Origin of the sequence: Pseudofrankia sp. DC12, from assembly GCF_000966285.1 — a bacterium.
GTDB lineage: Bacteria > Actinomycetota > Actinomycetes > Frankiales > Frankiaceae > Pseudofrankia.
This window is the reverse complement of record NZ_KQ031391.1, coordinates 3,254,752-3,272,543: the sequence shown is the minus strand read 5'-3', so window position 1 is coordinate 3,272,543 and position 17,792 is coordinate 3,254,752. Positions and strand designations below refer to the sequence as shown.

11 protein-coding genes are annotated in these 17,792 nt (G+C 75.2%); 6 read left to right on the top strand and 5 right to left on the bottom strand.

Features of this window, described 5'->3' with window-relative positions; translation table 11 throughout:
* The first annotated feature begins 87 nt into the window (after positions 1-87).
* The 3 genes from FRADC12_RS12920 to FRADC12_RS12910 all read left to right on the top strand — a co-directional run bounded on the left by FRADC12_RS12920 (position 88) and on the right by FRADC12_RS12910 (position 4,077).
* Complete coding sequence (locus tag FRADC12_RS12920) at positions 88-1,848, top strand: serine/threonine-protein kinase (protein ID WP_045876829.1); 1,761 nt, start codon at positions 88-90, stop codon at positions 1,846-1,848.
* Positions 1,849-1,941: 93 nt separating this feature from the next.
* A complete protein-coding gene (gene larE / locus FRADC12_RS12915; RefSeq protein ID WP_045876828.1) occupies positions 1,942-3,357 on the top strand; it encodes an ATP-dependent sacrificial sulfur transferase LarE in 1,416 nt (471 codons plus the stop codon).
* Between the two features lie 324 nt (positions 3,358-3,681).
* Complete coding sequence (locus FRADC12_RS12910) at positions 3,682-4,077, top strand: cold-shock protein (RefSeq protein ID WP_045876827.1); 396 nt, start codon at positions 3,682-3,684, stop codon at positions 4,075-4,077.
* A 329-nt stretch (positions 4,078-4,406) separates the two neighbouring features.
* Here the strand turns inward: FRADC12_RS12910 and FRADC12_RS12905 are convergent, their stop codons facing one another.
* The 3 genes from FRADC12_RS12905 to FRADC12_RS12895 form a co-directional block, all read right to left on the bottom strand.
* The gene (locus tag FRADC12_RS12905) at positions 4,407-5,312 is read right to left on the bottom strand and encodes a 1,4-dihydroxy-6-naphtoate synthase (protein WP_232303761.1); all 906 of its coding nucleotides are present in this window, start codon (positions 5,310-5,312) and stop codon (positions 4,407-4,409) included.
* A gap of 48 nt (positions 5,313-5,360) precedes the next feature.
* Complete coding sequence (gene mqnB, locus FRADC12_RS12900) at positions 5,361-6,287, bottom strand: futalosine hydrolase (protein ID WP_045876825.1); 927 nt, start codon at positions 6,285-6,287, stop codon at positions 5,361-5,363.
* Between the two features lie 221 nt (positions 6,288-6,508).
* Positions 6,509-8,104 carry a DUF3027 domain-containing protein gene (locus tag FRADC12_RS12895; protein ID WP_283215125.1) on the bottom strand — a complete coding sequence of 532 codons (1,596 nt, stop codon included), beginning with the start codon at positions 8,102-8,104 and terminating at the stop codon, positions 6,509-6,511.
* 108 nt (positions 8,105-8,212) lie between these two features.
* On the opposite strand from FRADC12_RS12895, the gene FRADC12_RS12890 reads away from it, so the two are divergent.
* Positions 8,213-10,219, top strand: coding sequence for an MFS transporter (locus FRADC12_RS12890; protein ID WP_084010671.1), 2,007 nt, complete (start codon positions 8,213-8,215; stop codon positions 10,217-10,219).
* On the opposite strand, the gene FRADC12_RS31240 is transcribed toward FRADC12_RS12890, so the two are convergent.
* The gene (locus FRADC12_RS31240; protein ID WP_157488835.1) at positions 10,220-10,366 is read right to left on the bottom strand and encodes a hypothetical protein; all 147 of its coding nucleotides are present in this window, start codon (positions 10,364-10,366) and stop codon (positions 10,220-10,222) included. It abuts the gene before it with no gap.
* Positions 10,367-10,708: 342 nt separating this feature from the next.
* Between FRADC12_RS31240 and FRADC12_RS12885 the strand changes: the two genes are divergently transcribed.
* Positions 10,709-11,788 carry a DUF5926 family protein gene (locus FRADC12_RS12885; RefSeq protein ID WP_084010669.1) on the top strand — a complete coding sequence of 360 codons (1,080 nt, stop codon included), beginning with the start codon at positions 10,709-10,711 and terminating at the stop codon, positions 11,786-11,788.
* A gap of 10 nt (positions 11,789-11,798) precedes the next feature.
* Positions 11,799-12,968 (top strand): geranylgeranyl reductase family protein, encoded by a 1,170-nt coding sequence (locus tag FRADC12_RS12880; RefSeq protein WP_045876823.1) that lies wholly within the window; start codon positions 11,799-11,801, stop codon positions 12,966-12,968.
* A 185-nt stretch (positions 12,969-13,153) separates the two neighbouring features.
* On the opposite strand, the gene FRADC12_RS33090 is transcribed toward FRADC12_RS12880, so the two are convergent.
* Positions 13,154-17,524, bottom strand: coding sequence for a nucleotide-binding protein (locus tag FRADC12_RS33090; RefSeq protein WP_052710883.1), 4,371 nt, complete (start codon positions 17,522-17,524; stop codon positions 13,154-13,156).
* Positions 17,525-17,792: the final 268 nt, after the last annotated feature.

Genomic DNA, 17,792 nt, shown 5'->3' with positions numbered 1-17,792 from the left:
TCAGTGGGGCCGCGGCGAGCAGCGGGTCCTGACACGACGATGGTGGACGAGTGGCCGGGGCATCGGACGGGGGAGCAGGGGGCGCGGGTGACGGAGGACGTGGCGGGCGCGGAGCGGCGCCCGGCCTCCGGGCTGTCGGGTGACCCGCTCGCGGCGCATGACCCGCGCCGGGTCGGGCCTTACCCGTTGCTGAGCCGGCTGGGCACCGGGGGCATGGGCACGGTCTACCTGGGCCGGGGCGAGCGCGGCCGGCTGGTGGCCGTGAAGATCATCCGTCCGGACCTGGCCGCGGACGAGGAGTTCCGCCGCCGGTTCCGCCAGGAGGTGGCCGCCGCCCGCCGGGTGGCGCCGTTCTGCACGGCCGAGGTGCTCGATGCCGACCCGGATGCGCCGGCGCCCTACCTGGTGACCGAGTTCATCGACGGCCTGCGCCTCGACCAGGCGATCGCCAGGGGCGGTCCGCTCACGCCGTCGACCCTCACCGGGCTCGCGGTCGGCGTGGCGACCGCGCTGACGGCGATCCATCGCGCCGGGCTGGTGCATCGCGACCTCAAGCCGAGCAATGTGCTGCTGTCGCTGTCCGGGCCGCGGGTGATCGATTTCGGGATCGCCCAGGCGGTGGCCCACGGCTCGACGGCCAAGCCCACGTCGTGGGGGTTCGGCTCGGCCGGCTGGATGGCGCCCGAGCAGATCAACGGCCAGCCGATCGGCCCGGCGGCGGACATCTTCACCTGGGGCATCCTGATGGCCTACGCCGGGACCGGGCAGCACCCGTTCGGCGAGGGCAAGGACATCGACCTGGCCTACCGGACCGTTTCCGCCGCACCGGACCTGACCGGCCTGGCTCCGCCGATGCGGGACCTGATCGAGGCCGCGCTGGCCAAGGATCCCGCGGCCCGCCCGACGGCGCGCGACCTGCTGCTGGCTCTGATCGAGCGCGGTCCCAGCGGTGGGCCGGTCGTGCCGCCGGGTGAGGAGCTGCTCGGGCTCGCCGCTGACCGGGCCGAGGTGATGGCGAGCCCCGCCGTGGTCGCGTTGACCGGCCCGGATCCGTCCGGCGCGCTGCCGCGGACGCGGGTCGCTCCACCCGGCTACGGCGACGCGACGGAGCAGGTCGAGGGCGCGGCGCGGTTCGGTGGCCCCGGCCATGACCCGCGGCAGGCGCCGGGGCACTATGACCAGCGGCCCGGCGGCATCGTGGCGCCGCGGCGGCCGTCCTCCCCTGCGGCCGGCGGGCGCCGGGGCGCCGCCGGCTACCAGGGCCCCGCTCGGCCCGGGATGCCGGTCCGCGCCAGTGGCCGCCGGCGCGGCGGCAGCAGGCTCGGGCTCTGGCTGACGGTCGCGCTGGTCATCCTGGGCGCGCTGGCGATCACCCTGATCGCGCTCAATCCGGGCGACTCGTCCGAGCCGGGCAGCGCTCTCCCGCCGTCGAGGACGCCGACACCGACGGCGACCGGGCCGAACAGCCACGTCTACACCGACGGCTCGCTCCAGTTCCAGGTCCAGAGTCTGCGCTGCGGCGTCCAGAAGATCGGCATCATCCCGCGCAAGCCGGACGGCCAGTACTGCCTCGTCAAGATCAACGTTCGGAACATCGGGAACTCGTCGCGCACGCTGGTCGCCAACCAGCAGTTCATGTACGACCAGGACGGTGGCCGCCACCAGGCCTACTCGTCCTTCGAGTCCCGGCTCTACTACCCGTTCGACTCGTTGTGGAACAAGATCGAGCCGGACGCCCAGGTGAGTGGAACGCTGATCTTCGACATCCCGGTCGACACCGCCCCGACCCGCCTGGAGCTGCACGACGGCCTGCTCGGCCAGGGGGCCCAGATCCCGATCGAGCGTTGACGCCGGCCCGCCCGCCGTGACGACGACCGCCCTGGCGCCGTCTGTTGGCCAGGGCGGAAACCCGGTCGTTACGCTCGGGACGTGTCAGCTCGGGTGAGTTCTGCTCCGCTTGTCGTCGGCTTTGACCTGGATCTCACGCTGCTGGATGCGCGGCGGGGCATCGTCGCGATCTACGCGGAGATCGCGGCCCGTACCGGCGTCCCGATCGACGGCGAGCTGGCCGCGAGCCGGCTGGGCCCGCCGCTGGAGCACGAGCTCGCGAACTGGTTCCCGGCCGACGAGGTCGCCGCCGCCGCCACGCTCTACCGCGAGCTGTACGTCGACCACGCCGTGCCGGTGTCGGAGGCGATGCCAGGGGCGGCACGCGCCGTCGAGGCGGTCCGGCGGGAAGGCGGCCGGGTGGTCGTGGTGACGGCCAAGGCCGAATGGCTCGCACGCGCCAGCCTGGCGGCGATCGGCATCGAGCCGGACGTCATCGTCGGCTGGCTCTGGGCCGCGGCGAAGGGGGACGCGATCCGCGAGCACGGCGTGCACATCTACGTAGGTGACCACGAGGGCGACGTGATCGGCGCGCGGGCCGGCGGGGCGCTGTCCGTCGGGCTGACCACCGGGTCCCACGACGCGGGGGCGCTGTCGGCCGCCGGCGCGGACGTCGTGCTGGGCGGGCTCGAGGAGTTCCCCGACTGGCTCGCCGACGCGGTTCTCGACGAGCGGCTGGCGGCGCTGAGTGCCCGGCTGACGGACCTGGGCTCGGTGTTGGTGGCCTTCTCCGGCGGGGCCGACTCGGCCTTCCTGCTCGCCTGGGCGGTCCGGACGCTCGGGCCCGGCGCGGTCACCGCCGCGACCGCCGTCTCCCCATCCCTGCCGGCCGCCGAGCTCGAGGCCGCCCGCGCGTTCGCCGCGGCGCTCGGGGTGCGGCACCTGCTGCCCAGCACCGCTGAGCAGTCCCGGCCCGGCTACATCGCCAACGGCGCGGATCGCTGCTATTTCTGCAAGGCCGAGCTGACCGAGACGCTCGGCCCGCTGGCAGCTGAGCTGGGCCTGGCCCACGTCGTCACCGGGACGAACGCTGACGACGCCGTCGCCGGGTTCCGCCCTGGTATCCGGGCCGCGGCCGAGCGGGGGGCCGCCACCCCGCTTCTCGATGCCGGGCTGACCAAACGGCAGGTCCGGGCCGCCTCCCGCCGGCTTGGCCTGGTCACGGCTGACAAGCCGGCCGCGGCCTGCCTCGCCAGCCGGATCGCCTACGGGATCGAGGTGACGCCCAGCCGGCTCGCCCGGGTCGAGCGTGCCGAGCAGGCACTGCGGCTGGCCCTGGCCGACGCCGAGCTTCCCTGCCGTGACCTGCGGGTGCGTGACCTGGGTGACCGGGCCTCGATCGAGGTGGACGCCGAGCTGGTGCCGACGCTCGCCGCGCGGCCCGACCTGACCGCGGTGGTCACCGGGTTCGGCGTCGTCGAGGTGGATCCGCGCGGATTCCGGTCGGGGTCCATGAACGAGCTGCTCTGAGCCCTGGCCTGCGTGAACGGCGGGCCGCGGCGCGCGCCGCTCCGGCCCGGGGTGTGTCGTCCGCCTGCGGCGGCGGAAATCTCGCGCCTGTCGGGCGCCGGCCGGATAGCCTGAGCACCGTCGTTTGCCGGTCTCTCGGCCCGCTCACCGCGGGCCGGCGCGACCGGCGTGAGGGCGCGGCCAGGCAGGCATGGTCGCGCCTTCTTTGCCGCCAGGGATCCCACCGGTTGGCGGCCGAGCGAACGACGGGGAGCCGGACCGACGGCCGCCCGACGGTGGGGAGAAAGCGTTGTAGCTCCCGTCGCGCGAAGAACGAGGTCGCCCGTGCCCACCGGCAAGGTCAAGTGGTATGACGTGGACAGGGGTTTCGGCTTCCTCTCCCGCGACGACGGTGGGGATGTCTTCGTCCGCAAGGCCGCGCTGCCGGCCGGTGTCGAGAAGCTGCGCGCGGGCGACAAGGTCGAGTTCGGCATCGCCGCGGGTCGCAAGGGCGACCAGGCGCTCTCCGTCCGGCTCCTCGCCGCGCCGCCCTCCATGGCGAAGGCAGCCAAGGAGGCCGCGCGGCGCAGCCCCGACGAGTTGCACGCCATGGTCGAGGACATGATCAAGGTGTTGGACGACGTCCAGCGTGAGCTCCGGCGCGGCCGCTACCCGGACCGCCGCATCGCCCAGCGCGTGGCGAAGGTCGTCCACGCCGTCGCCAGCGAGCTTGAGGCATAGGGCGGATCGTCCCGAACGGGCGCTGAGCGCCCGCGGGACGCTCCGCCTGTCGGGCGCTGTGCGCCCTCCCAGCGTTTGCTGTGTGGTGGCGTGGAGATCTGGGGTTGAGCGGGGCTGTGGGCTGGGTTCCTGGTTGCGTTGTGCGGGTCTGGTCGCGTGTGCTTGTCTGGGCGCTGAGCGCCCGCGGGACGCTCCGCCTGTCGGGCGCTGTGCGCCCTCCCAGCGTTTGCTGTGTGGTGGCGTGGAGATCTGGGGTTGAGCGGGGCTGTGGGCTGGGTTCCTGGTTGCGTTGTGCGGTCCGGTCGCGTGCGCTGGTTGCCTTGGGGTGGCTAGGGCTCGCGGAGGGGGGCGGGGAGCGCGGGGACCAGGTTCTCGGCGGCCGCCCGGCCGAGGAGCTCCTCGGCGGCGGCATAGCCCTCGTCACCGAGGTCGAGGCTGAAGTCGTTGACGTACAGGTTGATGTGCGCCTGGACGACCTCGGGCGCCAGCTCCTGGGAGTGTGCGAGCACCCAGCTCGCGGAGGCCGCCGGGTCGGCGAACGCGACCGCGACGCTGGCCCGCACGGCCGCGGCCAGGTCGCCCGTCTCCTCGGGCAGGTCCCGGCGGGCCAGGATCGCCCCGAGCGGGATCGGCAGGCCGGTAGCGCCCTCCCACCAGTCACCCAGGTCCGCGACCGCCACCAGCCCGTAGGACGGGTAGGTGAACCGGGACTCGTGGATCACGAGCCCGGCGTCGTAACGGCCGGCCTGGACCGCCGGCATGATCTTCTCGAACGGCAGCACGTCGATCGTCGCCACGTCGATGCCCGCCGCCCACAGGCGGAACAGCAGGTAGGCCGTGGTCCGGGTGCCCGGGATCGCCACCCGCGCCCCGCGCAGCACCGCCGCGTCCCCTGAAGCGCCCGTGGTGGCCGGATTTCCGGCGGACATCAGCACCAGGGGACCGCAGCCACGTCCCAGTGCCCCGCCGGCCGGCAGCAGCCGGTACCTGTCGAGCAGCCACGGCAGCGCGGCGTACGAGACCTTCACCAGGTCGTCCAGGCCGTCGGCCGCGCGGGCGTTCAGCACGTCGATGTCGGCGAAGGTGACCGACACCGGCGGCGCCCCGGGCACCAGGCCGTGCGCGAGCGCGTGGAAGGCGAACGTGTCGTTCGGGCAGGGCGAGATCGCCAGCGTCAGGCCCGCCCGCTCCGCGTGCTCCGCCTGGCCCAGCGCAGTCACCTGAGACGTCGTCACGCCCTCATTGTCCGTCGCCCTCGCATCGGGCGGGCGACTGGAGGGCTCTCAGCGCCCGATCGGTGGGCGTGCTGCGTCCGCCACCGCCAGCAGCCCGTCCGGATGGGCTACCAGTGCTCCGGCGGCCGTGCGCAGGCTCGCCAGCGCCGCCGGCAGGTTCCAGCTGCCGCGGTCCCGCCGGCCAACCTGGTTGCTGATCGCGCGGATCTCACCGGCCGGGACGCCGAAGGCCGCGGCCGCGGTGCCGACCGCGTAGCCCTCCATGCCCTCGGCGACCGGGTCGAGCCGGGCGGTCAGCGTCGCCGCGCGCAGCTCGGTACCGGTGCCGGTGGCGACGGAGAGCACCGGGCCGGTGACGATCCGGCGACCGGTGATGCAGACGACGGTCGCCAGCCGGTCGACCAGGCCGGGCTCGGGCACGATCGTCGACGAACCGAGGTCCAGGTCGTCGAGGGTGAGGAACTTCCCGTCCGCGGACGAGCTCGTCGCGCGCGGCAGCGGTGGCGCTCCGGTGCTGTGGAAGCCGAGGCTGCGATCCATCTCGTGCACCTTGCCGGCCGGCTCGCGCAGGTCCTCCAGGCCGGACTCGGCGCCCAGGTCGGCGGCCACCAGCTGGGTCGCGACGGCCAGGTCGCCGATCTCGGCCCAGCCACGGAACCCGCCGGCGACGCCCATCGACAGCACCAGGGTGAACGGGTCGCCGGCCGCCGCGGCGACCGCGAGCGCCACGGCGGCGCCGGCCGCGGCCGCGGGGCCGCCGGTGCCGGCCGCCAGCACCGTCACCGGGCCGCGGCGACGGCCGACGTACGGGCCGAGCGTCGAGGTGGTCAGCAGCTGGCGGTCCCAGTCGGGGGAGACAGGTGCGCTCGGCACCTCGGTGGAAGGTCCGCGGGAGCGAGACCAGCTACCCATCAGGCCCGCGCACACCGCGTCCGCCTCCGCCTGGACGGCAGTGACGATCAGGGTGCGGCTCATCGGCGTGTCTGAGGCATGGTCGGTGTGGATCTCCGTGCGCCATCGTCGGGGAACAGAAGACCCTCCGGGAAGGACCACCGTGTCGGACGGCGCGGTGACAGCACGAGGTTCCCGGGGAGGGCAAACCGGACTTTGTTGACGGACCTTAGCATCGGCGTCGACCGAGCGTGGTGCCCCCGGCGGGCGGTGACGATTGACGGCTGGTCCGGTCACCCTGCGGTCTAGGCGTGGCCGTACGGCTCCGGGCGGCCCACGGATGGGTGACCGGCGTGTGCGGGCTCCGGCGAGCCGGGGCTCGCCGCCGCGCCGACCAGCTCGACGTCGGTCGGCACGAGATCCGACGGATCCTCGTCGAACGGGACCGACTCCGGGTGCGCCGACGGCGCCACCAGGGCCTCCGAGTGGGCGCCGCAGCCGTGGTCGATCGAGGTCACCCGCGCGTCGTCAGGCGCCAGCTCGTTGGCACACACCCCGAACAGCCGGCCGAGCGTGCCGGCCAGCCGGACATGGAACCCGCAGGTCAGGCAGCTCGCCGGAGCGACCTTCGCCACGTGCGCGTCGGGGCCGGGCTCGCCGGCGTACCAGCGAGTGGAGGCCTCCTCCCGGCCCAGGGCGGACAGCACCCGTGGCCGGCCCAGCCCCAGCTCCAGGAACGCGTCGGTGTCGACGAACTCCTCCACGTCGGCCTGGCGCAGTGCCAGCCGCGGGTCGTCGACGGCGGTCGGCAGCAGGTCGCCGACGCCGACGTCCCCCGGGCGCAGCCGCTGCGACCACGGCACCCACACTGGCGCGAGCAGCGCGTCGTCGCCGGGCGTCAGCACGACGTCGTCGACGGTGACCCTGCGCACTCGAGGGGCACGGGTGGTGACGACCGTCCACACCCAGCCGCGGTACGCCAGGTCCAGTGAGGCGAACCGGTGCAGCACCAGCCGCTCGCCCTCGGCCTCGACGCCCAGGTGCTCGCCGACGGCCTCCTGAGACCCGGCCTCCTCGACAGCGGCCGCGCGGGCCAGGCCGACGGCGGCGGCACAGACCGGGTCCGGCTCGTTGGCCCGCGCCCGCGTCCCGCGCGCGGCGGCCGGGTCGTCGTCGTCCTCGTCGTCGTCGTCGGCCTCGGCGACCCCAAGCTCTGGACGGTCTGCCGCCTCGTCCCCGTCGGGCGCTTCGCCCTCGGCAATGGCGGGCGTCTCGGGCTCGCGTGCCGGCTCCGGCTCGCCTGCCGTGTCAGGCTCGACCACGGCCTGCGGCTCGACGGGCGGACCGAGTTCGGCCGTCGTGGCGGACGCGGCGCCGCCCTCGGCGAGGGTGGGCGTCTCGGGGCCGGCCGCCGCGTCTGGTTCGGCCGCCGCCTCTGGTTCGGCCATGGCGGCCGGTTCGGCCATGGCGGCCGGTTCGGCCATGGCGGCCGGTTCGGCCACAGTGTCAGGCTCGGCCACAGTGTCAGGCGCGGCCACGGCGGCCGGCTCGGCCGTGGCCTGCGGCTCGGCGGGGGGCTCGACGCCGGCCGCCACGTCGAGAGATGGTTCAGATGCGGACGCTTCGGGCGCCGTCGGGGCAGCTGGCGTCACGTCGGCGGCTGCTGGCTCGTCGTCGGCGGCCGGGGGCACCTCGTCGGCTGGTGGCTCGACGATGGCGGCCGGAATCGCCGGCTCCGGCGGTTCACCTGGAGTCGGGGCGGCTGCTGTCAGGTCGGCAGGCGGCTCCGCCGGTGCCTTGATGGGCGGGGCGGGCTCGGTGGCCGCCGCCACGTCCTGGGTCTCGGCCGGCTCGGCCGGAGTAGCGCTCACTGCGTCGTCAGCGCCCGTTGCATCGTCCACGGCACCATTCTCGCCCAGGCTCGACAGGTACGCCCGGCGTGGTCGTGGCCGCGGGGCTGTTGGGCGGGCACACTCGGCAGGGTGGGTACTCGCGGGTTCGGTCGGTCGATGCGCCGCGCCGCGGCCGTGACGGAGCCTGGCGCGGCTACGGACCGTCCAACCGGGGTCGTGGGCAAGGCCCGGGCCAGCCTGGGAACGGGAGTAGGTCGAATCCGAGCGACTACGCGGCGTGATGGCGCCGACCGTTCGGGGCTCGCCGCGCTGCTCGACCTGTCGGTGATCAACGCCGCCGGCGACGCGCTGGTGACCGTCGCCCTGGCCGGCTCGTTGTTCTTCTCCGTGCCGACTGGCCAGGCCCGGTCCAAGGTCGCGCTCTACCTGCTCATCACGATGGTCCCGTTCGTGCTGCTCGCCCCCGTGATCGGGCCGCTGCTCGACCGGCTGTCCTACGGCCGCCGCACGGCGTTGGCGGCACTGTGCCTGGGGCGCTGCCTGCTGGCCTGGCAGCTCGCGGCCCAGCTCTCCGGCCTGCAGGTCTACCCGCTGGCGCTGGGTCTGCTCATGCTGTCCCGGGCGTTCGGAATCGCGCGCAGCGCCGTGATCCCGCGGGTGGCGCCGCCCGAGCTGACGCTGGTCAAGGTCAACTCGCGGATGTCGATGGTCAACATCGTCGCCAGTTCCGCCGCGGCGCCCATCGGTCTGGGGATCGCACACATTCCCTACGTCGGTTACCCGTGGGTGCTGCGGCTGTGCGCGCTGCTCTATCTGGCCGGCGTGCTGTCCGCGATCAACCTGCCGAAGCGGGTCGACTCGAACGAAGGTGAGCTCGGGCTGCGCGACATTGTGGCCGGCGCGACCGGGCCGCGCGCCGCGTTCGTCCACCCTGGCGCCGTGGGGCCATCGGCCCAGCCGGTCCAGGGCACGGTCGTGCAGGGCGCCGTCGAGCCGGGGCGCCGGGGCGGGCGGCTCGCGGGTAAGCACGCCCGCTGGCACGCGCTGGTCCGGGCGGTGCTCGGCGCGTCACCGGTGGCCCTGCGCTCGACTCTGGTGCTGCGGGCCATCGTGGGGTTTCTCACGTTCTTCCTGGCCTTCCTGCTGCGTACCGAGGGCGGGACGAACCTGTGGCTGGGCGCGCTGGCCGCCTCGGCGGCGGTCGGCAGCGGCCTGGGCGTGGTGATCGGCGGGCGGCTCGGCCGGCGCCGACCGGAGCGCATCCTGACGCTCGCGCTACTCCTCACGACCGTCGGCTGCCTGCTGGCCGCCGTCGACTACGCGAAGTTCCCGGCGCTGTTCGCGGCCCTGCTGGCGATGCTGGCGGCGTCGATGGCCAAGCTCGCGCTCGACGCGATCATCCAGCGCGACACGGCCGACGACGTGCGTAACTCGGCGTTCGCCCGCTCGGAGACCGCGTTGCAGCTGGGCTGGGTGGCTGGGGGAGCGCTCGGGCTGATCGAGATGCCCGGTCAGCTCGGTTTCCTGATCGCCGGGCTGGTCCCCGCGGCGGCGCTGTTCCCCCAGGCCCGCGAGATCCGCCGCTCCCGCGGTGCCGCGGACCGCGCCGAGCGGCTGCGCCGGTCGGGCAGCGACCCGACTGGATGGCCCGCACGTCTGACCGCTACCTGGGCGCAACCGGACGGCACGACGGTCCTTCCGGCGATGATGCCGGCACCGGATGGCTCGTTCCCACCCGGCGCCGGTCAGTTCCCGGACGACACGACGCGCCCTTGGTGGGCCGTCACGGAGCCGCCAGCTGGTCCCGCGGTGCCCGGCTACCCGAGCGTCAGCCCACCTGGGGCCCCGCCGCCGACCCTGCGGTACCCGGGCACCGGCGAGTACCCGGATTTCGGCGGGTACCCCGGAACAGGCGCGTATGCGGGGACCAGCGGTTACCCGGCTGCCGGCGAACCGGCCCCCGGCCAGCCGGTGAGCCCGTGGGCGCAGCCATCCGGGCAGGCCGACGAGGCGACCACGCGACCCGCCCGCAGGCGCCCGTGGGGACGCGCCCGCCGGGCCGCCCAGGCCGAGGACCCGGACACGACGCTCCCGCTCGGCTCCGAGCGACGGTTCCCCGAGGTGCCCCCGCCCCGGAACACCCCGAGCCGCCCGGGCGACTAGTCAGGCGAGACCCACGCTGGCCAGCCACTGCTTGGCGACCGAGTCCGGGTCACCGGTCCCGACCTTCGCGTCGAGATCGGCGAGGATCGCCGTGGTCAGCTTCGCGGACACGGCGTTGACGGTGTCCTTGATGGTCGGACGGATCACCACGCCATCCCATATGTCTGATGGCCACGACACTCGCCGCGCGCCTGACGAGGATGTTGCAGTGAAAGCCCGTAGCCAAAATGGGCTTTTCGTTGTTTCCCGGCAGTGCCATCCCTCCGTCGGCCGGCTCGCCGGCCCGGGTGCGGCGCGCCGACACCGGCGGGCTGACGCCGCCCGCCGCGAACTGCCCGGTCACGGGCGTCGCCGGGGGACGCGCGGACCGGTGCGAAACGGTGGGCGCCGTGTCGCGTCCTGGGGGCGGTCGTGCCCTAGCCTTACCGGATGACGTCCGCACCGGACGGCGGCCGGACCGGCTGTCGCCCTTGACCTCGGGAGCCCGCCATCGCTCGCCGAACCACCACAGCGCGTCCTCGACCCGCCGCCACCGGGGCTCCGGCCGCCGGCGCCCACCTGGCCGACGTGCCCCAGGTGGGACCCCGGGAGCAGTGCCCGTGTGGCTCGGGCCGCCGGTACAAGGCCTGCCACGGCGCCAAGACGCGCCCGGCTCCGGTGCTGCGGCCGTTCGCGGGCCGGGTGGACGAGGCCGACCTGGTCGCGCTGCGCGAGCTGATCCCCAGCGCCACGGCGCCGCTGACCCTGCACCCCGACCACCTGGCCAAGAACCCGGAGCACGCCGACCGGAAGATCACGCTCGGCACCATGCTGCCGCAGGCGGCGCCGGCCCTGGTCCGGGACACCGGCGAGATCCTCGTCGCCACCCAGACCCTCGTGCCCGGCCTCGACCCGTCCGCGGACATCGCCGGCGCGCTGCTGGCCGCGCTCGCCGCCGAGCCTGGCACGGTCGTCGCCACCGGGCCGGTCTCCGCGCTGACCGCCGTGGAGCGCCTGCCCGAGGGGCTCACCGGCCTGCCCAGGCTGGTCGACGTGCTCGACCCGGCGCCGCTGACGATCACCGTGCACGCCGGGTTCGACTGGTGGCTGCCGCCGTCCGAGGACGGGGCCGCCCTGTCCGGTGAGGTGGCGTCGAGCCTGGAGCGGGCGAACGCGACCGTCGTGCCGACCGCGCGGCTGAGCTCCGTCGAGGCCGCCTACTGGACCCAGCCGGGCGACAAGCGCCATCTGCGCTGGGTGCTGCCGTTCCTGGAGGTCGCGGGGGTCAGCGACCCGGACGTCGCCCGCTCCCGTTCCGAGGAGCAGCTGCTCGACGCGCTCGCCCGTCTTGCCGCCGCCGACGCGCTCAGCGCCGGCGAGGGGTCGCGGTTCGTCGGCTCCTTCCGGGCCGACGGGCTGGTCGTCCCGGTCTGGGACCTGGCGCCCGACGCGGACGCCGACAGCTGTGAGGCGCCGGCCGCGGCGCTGCGCAAGGCGATGGACGAGGTGCTCGCCGAGCGCCGCCCGCTCACCAGCGAGGAGCGCCGCATCCGCGCCGGCGTCGTCGGCCGCACCCTGACGCTGCGCTGACGGACGGGCCGTGACCGACACCTCCGCGCGGGACTTCGACGTCGTCGTGATCGGGGCGGGGCCGGCCGGCGGGGCGGCGGCCCGGGCCGCCGCCGCGGCCGGCGCTCGGGTCTGCCTGCTGGAGCGGGCGGAGCTGCCGCGTTACAAGACCTGCGGCGGTGGGCTGGTCGGGATCTCACGCGACCACATCAGCGCGGCCGGGCTGGACCTGGCCCAGCTGGCCCGGGTCGAGGTCGACGCCCTGACCATCACGCTCGACGGCCGCTACCGGGTGACCCGGCGGCGCCGGGACGGTTCGCCGATCCTCGCGATGGTCATGCGCCCCGAGCTTGACGCGGCCCTGGTCGACGCGGCCAGGGCCGCCGGTGCCGAGGTCCGCACGTCGACGGTCGTCACCGCCGTCCGCGACGACGGCCCGGACGGCGCGGTCGTGGAGATCCGCGGTGGGCCGGACCTGCGCGCGTCGGCAGTGGTGGGCGCGGACGGGACGTCGTCGCGGGCCGCCAGCTACGTGGGAGTGCGCTGCGACCAGGTCGACGTCGGCCTGGAGGCGGAGCTCAAGGCGCCCGCCGAGATCGCGGCCCGCTGGGAACGCCGGATGCTGCTGGACTGGGGCCCGGTGCCCGGCTCGTACGGCTGGATCTTCCCCAAGGGCGACGTGCTGACGGTCGGGGTGATCGGAGCCCGCGACGACGGGCCGGCGATGCGCGCGTACTACGAGCGGTTCGTCACCCAGCTTGGCCTGGCCGGCCTGCCGCGGCTGCACGACTCGGGGCATCTGACCCGAGTGCGGGCCGACGGCTCGCCGGTCCGCCGCGGCCGGGTGCTGGTCGCCGGCGACGCCGCCGGCCTGCTCGACCCGTGGACCCGAGAGGGCATCTCGTTCGCGCTGCGCTCCGGGCGGCTGGCGGGTGCGGCCGCCGCGGCCGCGGCCGGCGGTGACCTGGGCGCGCTCGACGCCTACCCGGCGCGAGTCGAGGCGGTCTTCGGCACCGAGATGACAGCCGGGCGGACCCTGCTCAAGCTCTACGGCCGCCGGCCCGAGGTGATGCACGGGCTCATGTCCGCCCTCCCCGGTGGATTCAGCCTGTTCACCCGGATCATCGACGGCCGCTCGACGGTCGCCCGTCAGCTCGGCCGCCCCGGCGTCACCAGAATCGTCGCGGCCCTCTCCCGCTAGACCGGACGGCCGCGAAGCGCCGTCTCGCTCCGTTGCTTTGAGGGGACGTAGCGCAGTTCCCGGCCCTGGAGATGCGTTTGCCTCGTAGTTCCGCGCCGTGTCTGGTCCAGGTTGGGGGAGGGCGCTCAGCGCCCGAACCAGGCGGAGCGGGCAGAGGCGCGAAGCGCCGTCTCTGCCCGATCGCCTCAGGAGAAGAGGCGGTCGTCCCGGTAGGGGTTGACGCCGGGGTAGGACAGGTCGTCGAACTCGGGCGGGGCGAACCGTTCGGCGACCGCGGCGGCCAGCTCCTGGTAGGCGCGGCGGGTCTCGCGCTTCAACGCGTCCAGGCTGATCCGGCCGCCCGTCGCCAGGTGCGGGTCCCACGGAACCCGCACGACCCGCCGGGTACGGGCCGCGAAGTGCGCCTCCAGAGCGTCGACGTCGACGCCGTCCCCGTTCTGCGGGAACATCGAGATCACCGCGACCGCGTCGCGGACCTGGGCGGCGTACCCGTGCGCGTCCAGCCAGTCGAGCGTGGCGCTGGCGCTGGTGCCGCCGTCCGCGCTGGAGCTCGTCACGATCACGAGCGTGTCCGCCAGCGCCAGGACGCCACCCATCGCGCTGTGCAGCATGCCGGTGCCGCAGTCGGTCAGCAGGATCGAGTAGTACCGCTGCAGCAGGTCGTCGACGGCGTGGTAGTCGGAGTCGGCGAACGCCTCGGAGATCTCCGGGTCGTCCGCGGAGGCGAGCACATCGAGCCGTGAATCCGACCGGGCCATGTAGTTGCGGACGTCGACGTAGCGGCTCAGCCGGTGCGAGTCCTCCAGCAGGTCCCGGACGGTGAACGGCGACGGCTGCTGGGCCTTGGTGCCCAGGGTGCCGCGGTCCGGGTTGGCGTCGATCGCGACCACCCGGTCGTCACGAAGGTCCGCGAGGGTGGAGCCGAGGCCGATCGTGGTCGTGGTCTTGCCGACGCCGCCCTTGAGTGACATCACCGCGATCCGGTGGCAGTCGGTCAGCGGTGTCCGGATGTGCCCGAGCAGCCGATTGTGCCGGGCCTCGTCGGGAGACGGGCCGGGATTCACCGCTCCGCCCGACACCTGATAGACGACCTTGCGCCAGCCTCGGGCGGCGGTCTCCTGGGCCGGGCCCAGCAGGGCGTCGCTGTAGAGGGCCGCGTTCGGGTGGCCGGTCGCGTGCCGACCATTCGAGCGGCCGGCGGCCAGCCCCGGCCCGCTGATGTCGAGACCGGTGCGGCCAGGGTCGGACGACGTGTTGCGCCGCCGGGGTGGGGGCGGCGGGCCCGACGGGATCGCGGACGGCGCCGAGGACACGTCGAACGGGTCGAAGTCGGCGCTCGCCGGCCGTGGCCGGGTCGCCGGTGCCTGGCCGCGCGCGGCCTCGGAGCGGCCGCCCGGATCCGGGCTGGTCGGGAGGTAGGCGTGCGCCGCGCGGCGCGGGTCGGCGAAACCCGGTGGCGTGGCCGGCGGCCGCGGTGGCATCGGCGCCCGGCCGTCGCCCGGCGCCATCGGCCGCTGGGCCGTCGCGCTCGGCGGAACCGGCAATGGGTCTGGCGCGGGCGCGGGGAACTGGGTCGACGGCTGGAAGCCGGGCGCGCGGTCGTGCAGCGGCGCGAACGGGGTGGGCGCGTCGGAGAGCACTGGGGCGCCCGGCGGTGGCATCGGCGGGCGCGCCGGATAGCCCGCGCCCGCGCTACCCGGAGCGGCGGGCCATGGGCCGTTGGGCCCCGCGGCCGGGCCGCCGGGACCGCCGCGGAAGCCTCCGGACGGGCCAGCGGGCGCGGCGGGCGGACGCTGACCGGTGAACACGCCGTTCGGCGCGGCGGGCGAGCCGACCGGGAGATCGCCGAACAGGGGGTCAAACGCCTGGGTGGGAGGACCAGGCTGTGCCGGTGGCTGGGCGCCAGCCGGATGGCTCCCACCGCGTGGGTCCATGCCCGGGTGTGGCTGCCCGGCCTGCTGCTGGCCCGCAGGAAGGTGCTGGCCGGACGGCCCCGCCTGGCCGCTCGGGGAGCGCTGCTCGGTTGAGCCCTCGACGATCCACGCCCCGCCCGGCCGGGCGGGGCCGCCACCGACCGCGATGCCAGCCCCGAGTGAGGAGCCGTTGACCGGTGCGCCGCCTGGACCGGCGCGCTGCGGGAACGAGGGCCCGTTGCGCGACGGGTTGCCGTTTCCTTGGCCGGCAGCGCCCGGGACGTGGCCGATGCCGGGAGCGCGGCCGTTGACCAGGTAGCCGTTGGCGGCCCCGGCGGTGACGTTCGCGCCGCCGGGACCGCGGCCGGCGGCCGGACCGCCGTCGACGTTGATGCTTGCGGCGGCGTGCCTCGGCTGCGCCTGGCCGCCGAGGACGAACGGGTCGCCTGGCCGGTGGGCGCCGGCGGGCTGCCCGGCACGAGGCTCGTCCCAGCCTCGGGTCTGGGAGCCTGGAGCCACGCCGCTGTGGCCGGCTCCGCCGTTGCGGCCCGAGCCCTGGGCCGCCTGGGCGCCGGGCGGTGGGCCACTCGGTGGCAACAGCCCGGCCGCGCCGGGATATCCGCCGGTCAGGCCCGGGCCGTGGCCGGGCCCGGCGACCACCGCCGGCGGTACACCCGGCGCGCCGCGGTGCCCGGTGGCGCCGGCCGGCGGGGGCGTCGGTGCGTTCGGGTTCTCGACCGACAGGCCGCTACCCAACCAGGACGGTGGGGCCGGCGCCGGGGCTGGCGGAGTGGACCAGGTGCCGTTGGGCGTCGACCACGGGTCCGCCACCCCGTCGGCGGGGGCCGCGCCGTAGCCGGTCACGCCGAACGGGTCGTTCGGGCCGGGGGTGGCGTGCGCCAGGTCGGCGGGGCCGCTCGAGGATCGCACCCCGGGGTGATTGCCGCCGGCCGGGCCGAACGGGTCGGAACCGGCCCGGCCGTACCGCCCGAACGGGTCGGCGCCTTGGTGCCCGCCCGGCCCGGAGGGGGGCTGGCCGTTGGGAGGCGGTGGCGTCGCGGCCCGCCCCGCGAACGGGTCCATCGGGAGGCGGGCCGACGCGGGCTCGGCGGGTGGGAGCGCGCCGCCCGGTGCCAGCGGGTCCCAGCTGGCTGGGCGGGTCGGGCCGGCGGCGTGTCCGCCCGGGTAGCCGTTGTGCCGATGGTCTTGCGGCTGGCCGATGCCGAAGCCCCCCGGCGGGCCGGGTGGCGGGCCGCCGGCGCCCGGGAGCGGTGTGCTGGGAGCAGCCGGGGCTGACGTCAGCGCGGCGAGTCGGGTGGCCGGGTGCTCTGGAGCTCCGACCGACCAGCCGTTCGGCATCCCGCCAGCCGGCCGGGCCGCGGGCGAGTCGACGGAGAAGCCGGTGTCGAAGGCGTCTCGGACCGGGCCCTGCGTGCGAAAGCCGGTTGGCTCGGACGGCTGGGCCGGCCGGCCGGTCGGGGGCTGCGGCGAGGCGGGCCTAGGCATCGCCGGGCGAGGGCCGGAAACGTCGATGTCCGTGGCCGCCGGCCGCCAGCCCGGGCTGTAGGGACGGCCCAGGGGTCCGGGACCACCGCGGCCAGCGGCTCCGCGTCCCGGGCTGATGTCAGCTCCACGGCCATCAGGGCTTGGTGCGCCAGGCCGGCGGCCGGCCTCGGGGGCGCCGCCGACGCGGGGCCCTCCTGGCTGGCCCGGGGCACCACGGCCGTTCGGGCCGGCGTGACCGTTCGAGCCACCCTGGGCGTTGGCGGCGGCCCGGCCGTTCGGGCCGGCATAGCCGTTCGGGCCGCCCTGGCCGTTGGCGGCGGCATAGCCGTTCGGGCCGGCGTGGCCGAGCGGGTCGTGGCTGTTCGGACCGTCGTAGCCGTTGGGGCCGCCCTGGCCGTTTGGTCTCGCGTAGCCGTTCGGACGGGCATAGCCGTTCGGACTCGCTTGGCCGTTCGGGCTCGTGTAGCCGTTTGGGCTGGCGTAGCCGTTTGAGCTCGAGTGGCCGAGCGGATCGCGGCTGTTCGGGCTTCCGTAGCTGTCGTTCGGGCCGCCGTAGCTGTTCGAACCGCCGTTGCCGTTGGGACCGCCGTTGCCGTTGGGACCGCCGTAGCCGTTGCGTCCGGGGTGCCCGTTCGGGTTGGCGGCGCCGTTCGGGGCCTGGGCCCCGAACGGGTGAACAGGTGGGTGGCTGTCGCCGCCTGGTGCACCGAAGGCGGGTGGGGCCGCCCGCCAGTCGGTGCCGGCGGGGGCCGGGCGGCGGCCAGGGGGGCCGGCCGGCTCGGCGAGACCGGCCGGGGCCTGCCGGGGCGGCCCGCCGGGGCGCGGGTTCTCACCACCGGGCGGTGGGATCGGTGGCGGCGGGGGTGGGACCGGTGGCCGCGGTGGACCGCCGACGCCGGCCGGTCGGCTGGCGCCGGGCGGCCCGGCGTACGAGGAGCCGTAGCCAGGGCCTTCGTCAGGGCCGGTCATCGGCTCGCCAGCCGCGGCCCGGCCGAGATAGCCGTCGGCGAAGGGCAGTGCGGTCGGGCCAAGTCGGCCGGCGCCGGCCGGCGCTCTGGCGACATCGACGCGCGGCGGACTGGTGTACCGCGAGGGCGGATACCCGTTGCCAGCGTCGATGTCCGCGTCGTCCCTCATGCTTCCGTCCGGGCTGCCCGGCCGTGGGCAGAACTCTCACGATCCGGCCTACTACCCGCCTTGTCCACAGATACCCCTCCCATCGGGGGATGGACACACCGCGAACTGGTGCCCCCGGTACGACCCAGCGGGACTAGCTCATGGCACGGAAATGGCCAAAGATCACTATAAGTACCCACCCCATAGTCCCACGCCGCCGGACAGTGGGCACTCGGCGGTCGTCCTCAGGCTCACCAGGGTGACCGTGCACACCCTCCAGGGCGTCATC